At 53.5% G+C, this 17,092-nt stretch carries 9 protein-coding genes; all 9 read right to left on the bottom strand.

Features of this window, described 5'->3' with window-relative positions; all coding sequences use genetic code 11:
* Positions 1 to 32: 32 nt before the first annotated feature.
* Positions 33 to 1,259, bottom strand: a complete 1,227-nt coding sequence (locus C233_RS0105175; RefSeq protein WP_025068638.1) for a glycoside hydrolase family 88 protein — start codon at positions 1,257 to 1,259, stop codon at positions 33 to 35.
* A 36-nt stretch (positions 1,260 to 1,295) separates the two neighbouring features.
* On the bottom strand, positions 1,296 to 2,705 hold the full coding sequence (locus C233_RS0105170; protein WP_018666413.1) for a sulfatase family protein: 1,410 nt from the start codon (positions 2,703 to 2,705) through the stop codon (positions 1,296 to 1,298).
* A 37-nt stretch (positions 2,706 to 2,742) separates the two neighbouring features.
* Positions 2,743 to 4,248, bottom strand: coding sequence for an alpha-L-fucosidase (locus C233_RS0105165; RefSeq protein WP_018666411.1), 1,506 nt, complete (start codon positions 4,246 to 4,248; stop codon positions 2,743 to 2,745).
* A 49-nt stretch (positions 4,249 to 4,297) separates the two neighbouring features.
* A complete protein-coding gene (locus tag C233_RS0105160; RefSeq protein WP_018666409.1) occupies positions 4,298 to 7,315 on the bottom strand; it encodes a polysaccharide lyase family 8 super-sandwich domain-containing protein in 3,018 nt (1,005 codons plus the stop codon).
* Between the two features lie 32 nt (positions 7,316 to 7,347).
* Positions 7,348 to 10,353 carry a polysaccharide lyase family 8 super-sandwich domain-containing protein gene (locus C233_RS0105155; RefSeq protein WP_018666407.1) on the bottom strand — a complete coding sequence of 1,002 codons (3,006 nt, stop codon included), beginning with the start codon at positions 10,351 to 10,353 and terminating at the stop codon, positions 7,348 to 7,350.
* Between the two features lie 142 nt (positions 10,354 to 10,495).
* A complete protein-coding gene (locus C233_RS0105150) occupies positions 10,496 to 13,069 on the bottom strand; it encodes a DUF4962 domain-containing protein (RefSeq protein WP_018666405.1) in 2,574 nt (857 codons plus the stop codon).
* Positions 13,070 to 13,201: 132 nt separating this feature from the next.
* Complete coding sequence (locus tag C233_RS0105145; protein WP_018666403.1) at positions 13,202 to 14,932, bottom strand: DUF6562 domain-containing protein; 1,731 nt, start codon at positions 14,930 to 14,932, stop codon at positions 13,202 to 13,204.
* A gap of 54 nt (positions 14,933 to 14,986) precedes the next feature.
* The gene (locus C233_RS0105140; protein WP_018666401.1) at positions 14,987 to 16,042 is read right to left on the bottom strand and encodes a DUF6562 domain-containing protein; all 1,056 of its coding nucleotides are present in this window, start codon (positions 16,040 to 16,042) and stop codon (positions 14,987 to 14,989) included.
* A 13-nt stretch (positions 16,043 to 16,055) separates the two neighbouring features.
* Complete coding sequence (locus C233_RS0105135; RefSeq protein ID WP_025068640.1) at positions 16,056 to 16,913, bottom strand: DUF3575 domain-containing protein; 858 nt, start codon at positions 16,911 to 16,913, stop codon at positions 16,056 to 16,058.
* Between the last annotated feature and the right edge of the window lie 179 nt (positions 16,914 to 17,092).

Genomic DNA, 17,092 nt, shown 5'->3' with positions numbered 1-17,092 from the left:
GTATAATATTATGTAATGGGAATGCAGGATGTTTACAGTTCCGCAACCTTGTACAGCTCCTGCCCGTCGAGAAGCCGCAGGTATCTCAGCAGCCCTTCCATATAGTAATAGTCAGCGTACGAGAGTGCCCCGTCCAGCTCGCTGTTGCGCAGGAAGTTGCCGGTGGCGTGCATCAGGATGAAGTTCTTGTGTGTTCCCGGTTTTGCCAGGTAGACGGGAGAAGAAAGGCTTTTCAACTGTTTCTCGCCGGCTTCGAAATACTTCTCGCCCCGGGCGGAATAGGTGCTGAGCTCCATAAGCGCCGATGCCATGACGGCTGCCGCCGATGCGTCGCGCATCTTCGAGCGCTCGGGGGCGGAGTAGTCCCAGTAAGGAACCAGGTCGTCGGGCATATTGGGGTGGCTTAGCAGGAAGTCCGCAATTTTTTCCGCATGTTGCAGGTATCTCCGGTCGCCCGTTTCGCGGTACATCATCGTAAAGCCGTAAAGTCCCCATGACTGGCCGCGCGACCAGGCGGAGTTGTTCGTGTTGTCCGAGCCGTTGTTCCAGTCGTATTTGCGCAGGGCGCCCGTTTCGGGTTCGTAGTCTGCCACGTGCGGGCACGACATGTCCTTGCGGTAATGGTATTTCATGGTTTTGTCCGCATGGGAAACGGCGATGTGCCTGAGTGTGGTGTCGCCCGACAGTTTATAGGCTTCCATTAGCAGCTCCAGGTTAACCATGTTGTCGATGATGACGGGGAAAAGCCAGTCGCGTTCTTCGTTCGGTTCCCACGACATGATAAGGCCGGTCTTGTACGAGTAGCGCGATGCCAGTGTCTTGGCGGCGCGGAAGATGATGTGGCGGTAGGCTTTGTTGCCGGTCAGCAGGTAGCCGTTGCCGTAGCAGGAGTACATCTTGAAGCCGATGTCGTGGTCGAAGGCGTTGTTCTGCTCTCCTTCCATGAGGGCGGTGGCTTGCTCGGCACGCGTTTTCCATTCTTCCTTTCCGGTATAGGCGTACAGATACCATAGCGTACCGGGGAAGAAGCCTGCCGTCCAGTCCGTTTTGGGGTACAGACCCCGTTGAATGGAGCGCGGGAGCATCCCGGCCTTCATCACTTCTTTGTACATGGCTTCCGATTGTGCCTGCGCTACCGTAAAGGCGTTCGCCGTCCATGCGGGTACTTCTTTCACTTGGAGGGGGTGTACCTGTCGGGCGGTCGAGATGTTTCGGCAGCCCAGTAGGGACAAAGCCAGCAGCAGTAGGGTTCTTTTCATGATATAATCCGTTTTTCTTGTTCGTACGAGTGTGTTTTATTCGATTACCAGGTGTTTCATTTCCTCGTCCATTTCTTTTTGGAACTCTTTTATCCGGGTGTACATCCGCTCTACGATTTCGGGATGCTGCGCCGCTACGTCGTTGCTTTCCCAGGGGTCGGCTTCCATGTCGAAAAGGGCGAGGCCGATGCTGCCGCCACCGGCAATCTGCTGGCCGGGCAGCCCGTCTTTGCCGGGAGTCTTTACGATGCGGTAGTTATGCGGGATTACGCATTTCCACTTGCCGTCGCGCAGAGCTTCCACTACACCGTTGTACACGAAGTAGAAAGGCTCGTGCCCGGTTTCCTTTCCGGTAAGGATGCCCCAGGCGTCCTGGCCGTCGAATTTGTTCATGCGCGGCATTTGCGATTGGGTGAGGTTTACCAGGGTCGGCGTGATGTCGAGGGCGGAAAGGAACTGGTTGCTCACTTTGCCTGCGGGTATCACGCCCGGCATGCGTACTACGAAGGGCACGCGCTGCCCGCCGTCGAAAGTCGTCCCTTTGCCTTCGCGCAGGCCGCCGTTGCTGCCGCCGTGGTTGCCGTAGCTCAGCCAGGGGCCGTTGTCGGAGGTGAACATAACGAGGGTGTTATCGTCCAGTCCGTTGGCTTTCAGGGCTTTCATGATTTCGCCCACGCTCCAGTCTATCTCCATGATAACGTCGGCATAGAGGCCTTTGCCCGATTTTCCCCTGAACTTGTCCGATACGCCCAGCGGCACATGCGGCTGCGTGTAGGGCAGGTAGAGGAAGAACGGCTCTGCCTTGTGGTCGTTAATGAAGCGGACGGCGCGCCGGGTAAGCCTTGTCGTCATTTGGTTGACGGGGGCGTTGTATTCTACCACACGGTCGTTGTCATAGAGCGGCAGCGCCGGATAAGCGTGGTCGGGCGCCGGGTGGTAAGGCCACATGTCGTTGGAGTAGGGAAGGCCGTAGAACTCGGTGAAGCCGTGGCGCAGCGGCAGGTATTCGGGCTGGTAGCCCAGATGCCATTTGCCTATGATGCCGGTTGCGTAATCGTTCTGTTTCAGGTATTCCGCAAGGGTGATTTCACTGCGTTTGATACCGTTTTCCGAGGTGTCGTCTACTACGCCCGGCACGCCTACGCGTTCGGCGTAGCGTCCGGTAAGCAGGGCGGCGCGCGAGGGGGTGGAGGCGGCGGCTCCGGCGTAGAAGTCGGTGAAACGGGTTCCTTCGGCAGCCAATCTGTCCAGGTTGGGCGTTTGCAGGTGCGGGTTGCCATAGCATTGCATGTCGCCGTATCCCTGGTCGTCGGTCAGCAGGATTACGATATTAGGCCGGCCGGCGGGTCGGGCGGCAGCATCCGTATTTTCGGGTTGCACGGTCTTGGAGCCGGTGCAGGACGATAGCCCTGCGGCTGCCACGCATGCGATTGTCAGTTTGTTCATCATTTCTTGTATTTTATGTAGGTAATGGGGTGTTATGTCAGAATTCTACCTTGTACACGGTTGCGATGTCGTACTTCGCATTCGGAACGCTCAGCCGGAGTCCCTGGTCGGTATGAGTCCAGTTGACTTTTGCCGATGTGCCGAGCATGGATACTTTTTTGATGCGTTTTCCGCCCGGTATCCTGGACTTGGCGAATGCATCGATTTTAATGGCCGTACCGGGCTGGGGCTCTCCCAAGGTCAGGATGTAGACGTTGTTGCCTTTCGTGGTGAAGCGGTAATCTTGGGGAGTGTATTGCAATTTGTCGAACTCGGCCCTGAACTTGATGCTTCCCTTGGGTTGTTTGGTAGGACCTTCGCCGAAAGTGTACCAGGGACGGGTTCCGTAGATTGCCTCTCCGTACTTGCCCAGCCATTCGCCGATGTCCAGCAGTACTTTACGCTGGTCGTCGGGGATGATGCCGTTTGCCTTGGGAGAGATGTTGAGCAGGAAGATGCCGTTTTTACTTACGATATCAATCATCTCGTGTATCAGGTGGCGTGCCGTCTTAATCTTGAAGTCCTTGGTGTACGACCAACTGTCGTAGCTGATAGTCTGCTCGGTTTGCCAGGTAACGGGATGCAGCTCGTCTTTGCGCGAATTTTCCAGGTTCTCTACGCTGACGGACAAGGGAAGGTCGTTCTGCTTGCGCAGGATGAGCACTTCTTTTTTTCTTTCGTCCGCCTTGTTCAGGTAATAGGCGCAGAACTTCTGCCGGTATTCTTCCGGGATGAGGTCGAGCCATGAGTCGAAGTAGATGATATCCGGGTCGTATTTGTCTATCACTTCTTTCAGTTTGGCGAACCACACTTCCTCGTACCATTTCTTGGCGGGCATGTTTCCGTACATGTATTGCAGCTTCTTGTCATCGGAGGAAGGAGCTGTGTTGGGATAATACGGGAAATGACTGTCGTAGAAGCGGTGGCGTTCGTGTCCGGTATAATCCTTGGTCAGTTCTTCGTTCATCGTTTCGGGGTCTGAATAGCGCTGGAAGTTGCGGGCATGGTGGAAGGTGGTGATGAATTTCATGCCTTGCCCTTTGATACTTTTTTCCAGCAGGCCCACGATATCTTTCTTCGGTCCCATATCGGCGGCGTTCCAGGGGGTGCACTCGCTGTCCCACATGGAGAATCCGTCGTGGTGCTCGGTTACCAGCCCGGCAAAGCGCGCACCGGCTTTCTTGAACAGTGCCGCCCATTCTGCGGCGTCGAATTTCTCGGCGGTAAAGAGGGGTACTAACTCGTGGTACTCTTTTTTACCGTAGTTCTTTTCATGGAAATCGGCAACTTCGTGCCATTTGAAGTACATGTACCTGGGATACCATTCGGTCGTATGTTCGGGAACCGAGTAGACGCCCCAGTGCAGGTAGATGCCGAACTTTACGTCTTTGAACCATTCGGGTATTTCGTTGTGGGCGGCCAGGGACTCCCATGTGGGTTTGTATTTTTGTGCGGATAGCGTACATGATGCCAGTAATAAAAGGCTGATAAACAGTTTTCTCATAATCGGTAATAATTAGTTGGTGAATTGGGTAAATAATGTGCCGTACCGGTCATTGTTTCGGCAGGTTTACTACGATAGGCGTAGCTGCGTACAGGTCTGACTGGTAGTTGTACCTGGCTGCATCCCGGCTGTCGGGCAGTTCTACCGTTACTTTGCTGCCGTTGCCCTCGGGGGATACGGTCACGGTTTCGCCTTCCAGCGGGTAGACGCCGCGGGTACGGTAGGTGTAGGTTCCTGCGGGTAGCGGTGTCGATACGTGGAAGGTGAGCGTCTGTTTTTGTCCGTCGGGCATGGGGTTGCTTACGGTCATTATCCATTGGTTTCCTTCTTCGCGCAGTATGATTTGCGCCACGTCGTCCGAGGTCACTCCGATACCTCCCGCTTCAATGGTGGCGGGCTCGAAGAATGCGTATTGGCGGATGCGGTCTTTTTTGGAGTATACCGCATGTGCCGTACACTCTTGTGCGGTGAATTCCAGGTCTTTCAGCAGAGCTGCCACGCGTCGGGGCATTTCCTGTGCGGTGACGTTCGGCAACTGTACATAGCGGTAGGCGTTGTCCAGCGTTTCGCCCGGTTGTGTGCCGTGGCTCAGGGCGATGATGAATCCCGGTTTGCCTTTGGCTATGGAAGGGTCGGTGACATTGATTTCCTTACCGCTCCTGATGAGTAATTGCAGTTTTTTCACGGGTAGTATAACGTAGCCTTTGCTTCCCTGGTGCAGCCAGCATACATCGTTTATCTCCTCCGCCAGGTTCACCGACTCTCCCGGTTGCACGGTCTGTATCTCTTTTCCTGTACACCAGGTGAGCGGGGTTTTCAGTGCCGTCTGGTCGATGAAGGTCGCTATGGGCTCGCCTTGTCCGGGGCGTACCCGTCCGATGCCGGTTCCCATGGCTATTATCTTGTCTTCGATGAAGTGGTAACTTTTGAAAGCGGTGGCTGTGCTGTACTTCTCTTTGGTGAGGTGGTGGTAGATGCCCATACCCGTTTTGCCGTCGGCCGTTACGCCGGCAATCTTGTTGAGCCCGGGTAATGAGCCTTGCGAGCCTCCCTTCATGGGCATCGGGTCGGTGCGCCACTCCTCGGTGAGCCCCGGCAGGGCGTGCCAGTCGAAGTTACAGATGACTTTCTCGGAATATTCGTCACCTGTTACCTTTACGGGCAGGATGCCGTAGCCCATGTGCCAGGAACGGCGTACTTTCTTGCCGAAATCTTCTGCTCCTACCGTACGTTCGGACTTCAGTTTGAGCGAAGCGTAGAAGGGAGCTTCATTTTGTCCGCGGCGGTGTACCAGGTATTCATTGACCCAATAAGCATCCGTACCGGAGTATTCGAAGGTGTTTTCCCTGACTTGCCTGCATACGGCTTTCAGCTCCTCCACGCCTTCTATCCGGGTGTTTTTACTGCGTGCTTTCAGCATGCTGTTTACGGAGCGGGGATAGGTCTTGACGGCGAAGTCCTGCAAGTTGTCGAGGAAAGAGCGTCCGGCCACGAGGAAGTCCATACGTTGTTTGTAGAACATACGGGGATAGACGTTCAGCAGGCGGTCTGCCTGGAACTGGTAGTATTGCGCGGGAACGCTGTATCTCGTATTCCTGAAGTAGTTATAGCCTACGTTGCAGTCGGTCAGCCAGCCGAAACCATATGCCACCATAGCCGCATCGGTTGCATTGGCGATGTGGTGCGATACAGTGCCGTCGGGCTGGAAGCCGGACTGGATGTATTTGTGCGCCACTACGTTGTACTTCGTCATCCAATAGCTGAGGTCGGACATTATTCCGTGAGGGCTCCACCCGGTCGAGTAGCTGAATCCTTTGAAGGGCTTGCCTTTGTAGAAGTCCTCGTACCAGTATTGCACATAGGTGAGCGGGCGGTTGTAATCGGCCCAGATGAAAGGCAATGCCAGCATGGTGCGTATGCGGTGTCCCAGATTGGCGTCTGCCCAGGCTCCTGCCGAGTAAACGGTGTCTTGCAGCTCGCCCCAGCGACCTGCCGGGTTGTCGATAGCACGACGGCCTTTTATCTCGGCGAAGAATACTTGCAGGTAGCGGATTAGGGCGTTGTGCACTTTTTCACAAATGCTGTCTCCGTTCTGCATGCCTTTCAGCAGGTCGGGCATCAGGTGGACTGCCGGGCCTACCAGTCCGTCCACTATCATCCACTGGTGGGTGGATACCTGCATTCCTGCCATTTTGCGGGATTGCAGCAGGGCGAATCCGTCTCCTGTACAGTTGCCGATAGGCTTGCCGTCTATCAGCAACTCGCTCCCTTCTACGGGGACGGAGCTGGTAAAGGTCAATATGGTATGGTATAGGGTTTCGCGCAGTTCGCGATGTTTGGCGGGGTTTCCTTGCGGGCCGTACACGTTGGAGTTGGCATACGCATGTCCCAAGCCGCCAATCTGGTTTACGACTTTCTCCCAGTCGTACTCGATAGTGCCGGTAGGCCGGTGGTCGTCGTTGGCGTTTACCTTGTACAGATAGTCCTGCGGGCGGCGTTCGTAACATTTTTCCAGTCCTTCGAATTTCCAGCCGTTTCGTTTCAGCTCTATGATTTTGCCGGCTACTTCATCGTTCGTAAACTTTGTACGGCCGTACATGCGGTCGTTGTTTATCACTTCCGGCAGGTAGCGGTTGTAGAGTGTCTTTAACAGAGGTTCTTTGGCTACGCGGATAGTGACTTTGAACTTTCTCAGTTGCCTGTCGCCGTCCTTTAGGGCTACGACCAGGCGGTGCGAAGCTTTTTCGGCTTCGGTTTTCTTGCCTTCGGCTACGGTGAACACACCCATGATGCGTTTCGACAAATCATAGCGGGTTTCCAGCGTAAACAGGTTGGCGGCATCCTGTTCCAGGATTTCGAATCGGTAGCTTTCGGGAATAGGACGCGTGGATACGTCTTTATTGCGCTCCAGGTGGATGCGCCCGATAACTTCGGTTCCTTCGGGACTGTTTACCGGGATGTCGAAGTAGTCGGCGAATACTTTTTCCCGTTCTTGTGCTTGAATACCGAGCGGCAGTAAGCTGCACAGTATGATGCCGAGCCATGTGTTCAGTTTGTTTCTTGTCATTAGGTATTAGTGTATGGTTGATATTACGGTATTTATTTCTTGGGGATGCTTACGATAATCGGAGTGGCGGCATAGAGGTCGGACTGGTAGTTGTATTTCTCCGCATCTCGGCTGTCGGGCAGTTCTACCGTTACTTTGCTGCCTTTGCCTTCGGGTGTCACCGTCACGGTTTCGCCTTCCAGCGGATAGACGCCGCAGGTACGGTAGGCGTAGGTTCCGGCAGGCAGCTTGGCGGAGATGTTGAAGGTCAGGGTCTGTTTCCGTCCGTCCGGTGCCGGGTTGTTGACGGACAGCACCCATGCTTCGCCGTCGTCGCGCAACATGATTTCCGCAATGTCTCCGGAGGTTACCGTGGTATTGCCTGCGGAGATGCTTCCGGGCTTGAAGAAGGCGTACTGCCAGGTTTTATCCGCATCGGAATAGACGGCGTGCGCCGCACCTTCCTGCATGGCGAATTCCAGGTCTTTGAGCAATGCCTCCACACGTGCGGGCATTTCTTCCGCGCTAACGTTGGGCAGTTGTATGTAGCGGTAGGCATTGTCCCATGTCTTTCCGGGTTCGGTTCCGTGGTTTACGGCAATAATGAAATTCGGTTTCTTATCGGCTATCGTACGGTCGGTGATATTCACTTCCTTGCCGCTCTTTATTTGCAGCGACAACTTCCGTACCGGTAAGATAACGTATCCTTTGCTGCCTTGGTGCAGCCAGCATACGCCATTTATCTCCCGGGCGATGTTTACGGACTGTCCGGGGGCTACGGTCTGCGTCTCTCCGCCGGCACACCATGTAAGCGGGCTGTTCAAGGCGGACTGGTCGATGAAAGTGGTGATTTCGTTTCCCTGTCCGGGGCGCAGGCGGGCTATGCCGCTTCCCAGGGCGATGATTTTGTCCCCGATGAAGTGGTAGCTCTTGAAGGCGGTAGCCGAGCTGTACGTTTCTTTGGGCAGGTGGTGGTAGATGCCCATGCCGGCTTTGCCGTCGGCCAGCACGCCCGAAATCTTGTTCAGCCCCGGCAGCGATGCTTGCGCGTGTCCCAGCGGCATCGGGTCGGTGCGCCATTCTTCCGTCAGTCCGGGCAGGGCGTGCCAGTCGAAGTTGCGCAGTACGCGGTCGGCGTATTCGTCGCCTTTTACTTTTACTTGCAGTATGCCGTAGCCCATGTGCCAGGAGCGGCGTACTTCTTTGCTGAAGTCCTCGGCTCCTACGGTACGTTCCGATTTCAGTTTGAGCGAGGCATAGAACGGCTGTTCGTTTTCGCCGCGGCGGTGTACGAGGTATTCGTTCACCCAATAGGCATCCGTACCCGAGTATTCGAATGTATTGTCTTTTATTTGCTTGCAGATGTCTTGCAGCTTTTCCACTCCGGTCAGCCGGGAACCTTTGTTACGTGCATTCAGCATGGACTTTACGGCCTGGGGATAGGTTTTGGTGGCAAATGTGCGCATATCGTCCAGGAAAGAGCGTCCGGCAACGAGGAAGTCCATGCGTTGCTTGTAGAACAGTTTCGGATATACGTTCAGCAGGCGGTCTGCCTGGAACTGGTAGTATTTGTCGGCTATCTTGAACTTGGTATTCCTGAAATAGCTGTACCCGGTGTTGCAGTCTGTGAGCCATTCGAAACCGTAGGCTACCATGGCGGCGTCGGTGGCATTGCCTATGTGGTGGGATATGGTTCCGTCGGGCTGGAAACCGGACTGGATGTACTTATGGGCTACGACATTGTATTTAGTCATCCAGCGGCTGACGTCGGCCACAATTCCGTGAGGGCTCCACCCCGGTGAGTAGCTGAAATCCTTGAACGGCCGGTCGTGGTAGAAATCGCTGTACCAATACTGTACGTAGGTCAGGGGGCGGTTGTAGTCCGCCCAGATGATAGGCAGCGCCAGCAGGGTGCGCGAACGGTGGCCGAGGTTGGCGTCCGCCCATGCGCCTGCCGAGTAAATGGTGTCTTGCAGTTCGCCCCAGCGTCCGTCGGGGTCGTCGATAGCGCGGCGGCTTTTTATTTCGGCGAAGAATATTTGCAGGTAGCGTATCAGTGCGTTGTGTACTTTCAGGCTGGTTTCATCTTGGTTGTGCATGCCTTCCAGCAAATCGGGCATCAAGTGGAGTACGGGCACTACCAGCGGGTCGGTCAATCCCCATTGGTGGGTAGGGGTCTGCATGCCCGCCATTTTGTGTGCTTGCAGCATGCCGAAGCCGTCGCCGGTGCAGTTGCCTATCGGCTTGCCGTCTACCATGACTTCGTTGCCTTCTACGGGTACGGAGTTGGTATAGGTCAGTATTGCCTGGTATAGGGTCTCTCTCAACTCATTCCGCTTTTGGGGATTTCCTTGGGGACCGTACACTTTGGAGGTGGCATAGGCATAGCCCATTCCGCCTATCTGGTTGGCTACTTTCGCCCAGTCGTATTCTATGGTTCCGCTCGGGGCATGGTCGTTGGTTGGGTCGAACTTGGCTGTATAGTCCTGCGGACGTCCCCGGTAGCATTTCTCCAGTCCGGCGAATTTCCAGCCGTTGTTTTTCAGCTCGCCGATTTTGGCGGCTACCTCATCGTCGGAGTATTTGATGCGTCCGTACAGGCGTTTGTTTTTAAGGGTATGAGGGGTGTAGCGTCTGTAGAACAGGCTCCACAGGGTTTCCTTTACTACCTTGATGTTGATATTGAATTTTTTCAGCAGCCGGTCGCCGTCTTTTAGGGCTATGGTGAGGCGGTGGTTGGAGGGGGCGCTTCCCGTGTCCTTGCCTGGAGCTACGGTAAGTACTCCCATAATGCGTTTGGAGAGGTCGTACCGGGTTTCCAAATCGAACAGCCCGTCCTCTTGTTTGAGAATCTCAAAGTGATAGCCGGCGGGAATGGGGTTTGTCAATACATCCTTGTTCCTTTCCAGGTGGATGCGTCCGATTACTTCGGTTCCTTCGGGACTGTTCACCGGGATGTCGAAATAGTTGGCGAATACTTTCTCTTCTTTAGGTGCGGCGGACAACCAAGCCGGGAAGATGAATAATACGGTTAACAGATACAGGATTTTGTTTTTCATGATGTTCTTGTTTTTTTATCGTTTTTTCTTGCGAAACAAAGGTAACGCATGGAATCGGAATAGGATATTAATGTTGTTTTTTAAAGTGATAATATCCTGTTGTTGTATTATAATTATGTACGATAGAATTATAATCTTGTTGTTAACGGGCTACACGGGTGGATATGGGCAGTTGGTCGGTCATTTCCACGGCTTCGTATCCGCTGTCCGTTTCATCGTAGAGCAGGGACGACATGCTGTACTCTCTCGGGTAGGGAACGCCGTCCAATACGGGATTTTCCTTGCCGTAGTCGAAGCATACGGGAGCGGCGGTGTTCGTAACACGGAGTGAGGCGGATTGTGAAGCGTCCAGTTGGGCTTCGACCGTCCAGTTTCCTACGGTGAGCTTGTTTCCGGCACGGCGGATGATTTGCGGTGATACGCCGTCGGGGTTCACCTGGATAATGGCGAGGACGCGTGTCTTTGCCTTGCCTTCGATGCGCGCCGTGGTATGCCATTGGTTGGGGTAGGCTACGGGGTCGATAGGCGGTTCGTAGAACTGGTCGGTGACGGACAGCGTTACGGGGTCGTTGCAGAACAGTTGCGTTACGGCGGTGGCTCCGGTTTCCTTGTTCCGGCTGTTGACCGTCAGCAGTTCGCGGTTGATGAACATCTGCGAGGGGCTGTGCAGCAGCCAGTCGTAGGTGACGGCTTCCGAGGCTTCCAGCTCGTCGTAGATAAGTACGGTTCCTTCGGGGTGGAGCATGAGTACGTGGCGGCGGTACTTGGTGATCGGGGTAGTGCCGAAGCCGTATTCCGGGGTTTGCTCGATGCCGATGTTCTCGAAGTTTTCCAGCCAGGCTTTCTCGTCTGTAATGCCGTTGTAGGCTTTCGAGGCATCGCCCAGGCAGTAGGTGATGTGCGCACCTTCCATGGCGCGCATGATGTTGCCGTAGCCTTTGGGACTGAATGTTTGTCCGATGCCGTTTACCAGCAGGGTGTTGTGCGCCCGGCTGTGGCGGTAGGACATGATTGCATGGGCGGAATGGTAATTATAGTAATAGCCCGAACTGCGGTATATGTTTTTGCCCTGGTACAGCAGGTTGAAGGCGTTTTGGCTGGCTGTGGTGTGGCTGCCCGAGCCGAAGGTGCTGGAACGGAACGAGAGGTTCACGTCTTTTTCCGTCGTATTAAGGCAACTGTGCATGTTTACTTCGCCGATGTCGCGATACCATGCCATTTTGGTAAGGTCGGCGGGTAGTTCGGTATCGTAGGTGCGTGGGGAGCAGATGCGGTAGAGGCGCAGCTCGATATCGTCTTTCAGCTCGTTGTCGCACTCGGAGGCGTACCAGCCGGCATAGGGGTCGCCCAGCTCGCGTGCCAGGAAGTCGGCAAAGGCGGCGTATTGGCGGGCGGGGGTATCGCCTTTTTTCTCGCTGGAATCACCGAAGCCGCTGTTTTGGGAGTGGGGCGGCCAGGTGTAGACCATGGCGCGTGCGGCGTTGTGATACCAGGGGTGTTGCAGGAAGTCCTGGCGGGTGATGTAAGACAGGAGCATGGGCATATAGTGTAGGGTGGTGAGGTTGGCGGAGAAGTAGCCGATGCCGTTGTGCCATGCTCCGTCGCGGTTGAATCCCGTGGCGGGGGCGCGGACAGCCCACAGTTCGTAATAATACTCCAGCATAGGCAGTACTTCGGCGCTGTATGAGGGGTGGTCGTAGAGCAGGAAGGCGCATTGGAGGTAGATGCGCAGGTTTTGTTGCCAGAAGTGGTTGTGTGTTAGCTTGTTTTCCTGCGAGCCCCACATTTGGGGAGTGAGCTTGCGTAGCATACGCATCATTATGGTTTCTGCACCCAGGCGTTCGTCGGCCGTCAGCTCGTTGTACAGCAGGTCGTAAATCATGGCGTAGCAAACGGCGATATTGGTAGATGTGAAGTTGGCGGAAAACAGGAGGTTATCGCTTACCGGATAGGAGAGCATGCTGTGCAGCAGCTCGTGCATCCGTTGTGCATATTCATCTTGCCGGGTGAGGTGGTAGGCGTGGTAGAGCGACTGGATGTGGACTTTCAGTTGTTCGGCGTCTTCATTCGGGTTCTTGGCGGAATAGTCTGCCTCGATAGCATTACGGGCGCGGCTGAGCAGGGATTTGTATTCGCGGTGCGATGATACGGTACGGCGTGCTTCGTCTATGTAGGGGTCTAAGTAGCAGAACAGGCGCGGATAGGAGTGCGGTGCGTTCGTACGGAAAGTTTCGAAGCCGGGGGTAACGAAAACGGGAGTTTCGGCTTTCACTTCGAAGGAGTAGTTCCGGCTCCATTCTCCGGGTGTTCCGTCGGCGTTTACGCTGCGGAAGCGCCAGTACCATGTGCCCGTTTCGAGCTTGCAGTGCGGCCCGTAGATGTTCCAGGGCTTGGGCTCGGACTGCCGGGTTTCGCCTTCGGGGAATGTTTCGTCGTGCGACAGTTCGAACTGGAGCAGTTCGTCCGTTTTCATATTTTCGGGTACGATGAAGGGGGGAGGGTTCAGGTAGAGTTCGTTATCGGCTTTGGGATAGGGGGTGGTACGCTCGCTGTCATGGAAGGCGTCGGGCAGCTCGTAAGTTTCCTCTTCCTCGGTATCCGGGGCTGTGGGGGGCACGGGTAGGGCGTCGTCCCGGCAGGCGGAGAGTAACAGCAGTGATGCAACGAGGTACAGACGTACGGTATGGCGGCGGAGGGGACGGGATTGTGCTTTCATATGTTTTGTGGGGTTAGTAGCTGTATATGAGGAATTAATTAAAGAAATCCCGCCCCATATTTATTTTATAATGAATGGGGCGGGAATGGATAGAGCTTATGTTTGTTGTGTTATCCTGTTGTTTTCTTATACTTAGTTCTTAGTTTGTTGGTTTGTTGCTTTTTGAATACTGTTGAAAATGGTGAGAACGGGGCGGATATATGCTTGGACACCACCGTTTAAGCTTATTGTTTTATTATTGTTATTCGTAAATGTATAAGTTCCGCTTTCACCATTTGTATTTAGCATAGCGCATTTATTTTCTGCCGGTATAGTTGTTGTAAGATGATAGCAGTCTGCTGTTCTACTACCTGCCACAAGTCCGCTTGCATTTTCGAATGCTTGGGAAATGGTAGGATTGGCTGGTTCTGATTCATATCCTAATAGTAGTGTATAGACGTTTAACAATTGGCTGAATGAGGGGATATACCATTTACTGGTATTATCACCGGTTATCTCATTATTCGTACAGAATTCATTATACTTGGTAAGAAGGGCGGAGTTAGCGTTACCCGTTTGTAAAGAAGATAAAAATGTATTTGAGTTGGCTATTGAAAAATAGTCATCTCCGACATTAGTAAAATCAAAATCTGTGTCATTTGCAGCAAAAGTCGTATTGAATTCCTCTATTTTCTCTTTGTTTTCTGCGAAATAAGAACGCTCGACCCCATTGATTGCGAATGCATACCCTACAATTTCTTTGGCAGTCAGGTCACTCCCATTATTCTCTGCGGTATAATTACCGGCTGCATCGCCTACCGCCGCTCCTTTATCTGTTACCATTTTCCATACGATAGCAACCACATTTTCCGAATATTCTCTGCTCCATGTCCCGTCTTTCAAAATATAGTCGCCTACCGCCAATTTATCGGGGTTCTCCATTTCGCCGGGGAAGATGACATCTATCGAGGTGTCTCCGTCCTTTTGAGGTTGTACGTCTGCACTTACTTCGTGGTTCGGGGTTAAAGGTATGTTGCTGCCGTCGAAGTAAAGTTCATCTGTCTTGGAGCCGTCTGCATTTATCAATTGAAACTTTATATCGTTACCTTCACCCAGGGTACTTGCATTCTGGCTTGTGAACAGGTATGCGCTGAACCAATTTCCGCTTTCGTCGATAGTAAGTTCGGCGGAAGTGATTTTATTACTCTCATACTTGCCTTTACCGGCATATCCGATAGTAGTCCCGGTCATGACGTTGAACCCTGTCGGGGCGGGCAGGTCGGTTACTACGATTTTAGTGTAGTCCTTATAGCTTGCGTCTGTGGATTTGAATGTGATTTTGGTAAAAGGACGTACCAGGTTGACGGAGTTAAGCGCACCGTTGCCGGTTACTGCGTCTAATGTGCAGGCGTAGAATGCATCGGCTACATCGCCCTTGAACATCTCATCGCCTGCATTTGCTGTGTAACCGATAGCTTTTAAGTCAGTGGTATTGTAGATGTTGTCCGCTTCTGCAGAGGCAACGTCTGCTACCTCGCTCTTTACATAGTCTGCCCAGAAAAGGCATTTGTACGGGTCACTCGGTGCGTTGAAAGTGAAAGTTACCTTTTCGCTTCCTGCCGGAACCTCCATTACATGTCTGCCGTCTGCAATGTCGCTATTGTCGTTTGAGTTTACTAATTGCAGGATGCAGCGTAATTTGTATCCGTCGGGGATATTGGGTACGGCGCGTGTTACGGGGTCGTTCACGGGGATGTTTACCGCTACCGATACGGTTTCTCCTCCTGTTTGTCCGTTGCTTGAGACAATCTCGTCCTGGCTGCATGAGGCTGCCGATAGCCCCAAGAAGAATGCCATTACTGTGAATAAGAAATTCTTTTTCATAATCGATGTGATATTAGTTGGTTAATAATTTATTTATGTTGTCTGCCGGTTCGGTTATTCGGCGGGGTATACGGGTATTGTAATGTCGTCCTGTCCGTCGAAGCCGGGGTCGAAGTCGATACCGCCATTCGGGTCTGCCGTGAGGAAGCCGTAGGTTATGGTGGTATTCCTGCCTGCGCGGGCGGTGACGTTGAAGGTGGCGGATGCCGCCACTTCTTTGTTCACTACGATTTCCAGTGTTACGGGGATACGCGTCACGGCATCTTCGGCGGCGAATACATAGTCGAAGGCTATCGGCAGGGTGGCCTTGTCTTTCAGTTCGGTGTTCTTGATAGTCTTTTCGTACTGCATGTACATCAGCCCGTGGCGGGGAAGGCGTTCCGGTACGTTGTAGCCTACATTGAGGTAGGAGATGTATTTGAGGCGTACGGTGAAGCTGCTGCCGCTCAGTGTGCCGTCGTCGAAGCGTTTCAGGAATTTAGCTACGTCGTTTGCTACGAGTTCGTAGCGTGCTACGGGGCGTTTCAGTTCCATGTCGAGGGACACCTGGGCATTCCATTCGTCGCGGTATTCCTCGAGGTCGAGTCGGGCGCTGCCGCAGAAGGCGTCTTTGTATTCGTTGTTGCCACGGTAGGTTTCGCTGCCCAGCACGGTGAGCAGGTGATTGTCCGTGGTATTGTAAAAGTATTCTTCTGTTCCGGTGATGCCTTCTTCCTCATCGGGCATCTGTACATAGTCCGTCCATACGGCTATCTCGTAGTTGCGTGCGTGCAGTTTCATGTTGACGGGCAGGGTGATTTCGTCGCGTCCGTCGGTGATGTTCTGGTAGATTATCTGGCGTGCTACGAATACGCGCTCCAGGTATGCATCGACAATGAAACGGTGGCGGTATTGGGGAGCGTCGCCTGCCGCGGGACGTGACAGTGCGGTTCCGCCTTCTTCCGCCGCAGGCATCGTGAAGTTGAGCTTCAGATTGGTGTTCAGCGTTACGGATGTGGGGTCTACGCCAATTTCACCGTCTTCGGTCATTACGGGGTGTTCGTACAGGCAGCTTGCCGTCAGGGCGGGCAGCAGCAGGTACAGAAGGTATGTAGCGAGTTTCTTTTTCATGGTTTCTTCCTCCTTAAAAACGGTAAACTAATGAGAGGCCTGCACGGGTAATTCCCCAGTAGTGGCGGATACGGGTATCCAGCCGGGCGCCGTTCTCTATATTGTAAAAAGTGTCGTACTTCATATTGGCGTAGCCTGCACCGATGTTGAACTCGGCTCCCCAATGGGCGGAAAGGGGCAGCTTGTAGCCGTAGCTGATACCGACGCCTGCCAGGGGACGTTTGGCGGTCTGGTAACGGGTGTCGTTCCACTTGACGTTGAACCATGCCACGTGGGTGTGCAATCCGAAGAAGTGCCCCGTACCCGCTTCTTTCAGCCACCAGCGCCCTTCGGGTTGGAAGGCGATACCGCGTACGGCATGTTCGCGCTCTATGTCGCTGATGCTCCACATAACGGGAAAGTCTATGGTGATGTGTTTGTGTACCTGTACTTCGAGGGCAAGGTTCTGCACGGCGAGCGCATCGAACGGCAGGTTGGTTTTCAGGGCGATATAACGGCCCGCTGCTTTCTCGGCGGGTTGTTCCTTGCGTGGTTTGGCGTTACGGGTATTGCTTTTCGCCTTTTGCGCTTTGCCGTTATCACTTTTTTGCGGCTTGCCGTTCTTTTTTACGTTGCCTTTACTGCCTTTGGGAGTTGCTTTAGCCTCGGCGGATGTCCGGTTTTTCGGCGTTGCTGCGGTTTTGGAGGCAGGCTGCTTGGGGGCTTTGACGACTTTCTTATCGACAATAGTTTTTTTATTGATGACTTCTGTCCTGGAGGGGTTCGAAGCCTTTTTCTGCGTTTTCTTTGCATCTTGCGCTCCACAGGCGGAGGCTATTGCGAGGCATAGCATCAGGATGACTTGTCGTAGTAAATGGTTATTCGGTTTCATATAGGGTATCGTTCATCGTTTATAACAGTGTTTTTCAATCGCCGGATTTCCGGTGTTTCCCTGTGGGCAAATGTATATGCTTTGCAGGAAAGGGGATTTCTTTATTGTCTTCTCTTTGTTCAACATCGGCGAATCGGCTTGCAATTCTGTTCAACCCTCTTTCAGTATTGTACATACTG

The organism is Bacteroides gallinarum DSM 18171 = JCM 13658 (assembly GCF_000374365.1).
Classification (GTDB): domain Bacteria; phylum Bacteroidota; class Bacteroidia; order Bacteroidales; family Bacteroidaceae; genus Bacteroides; species Bacteroides gallinarum.
Note: the sequence above shows the minus strand (reverse complement) of the source record. Positions and strands in the feature narration are given on the sequence as shown.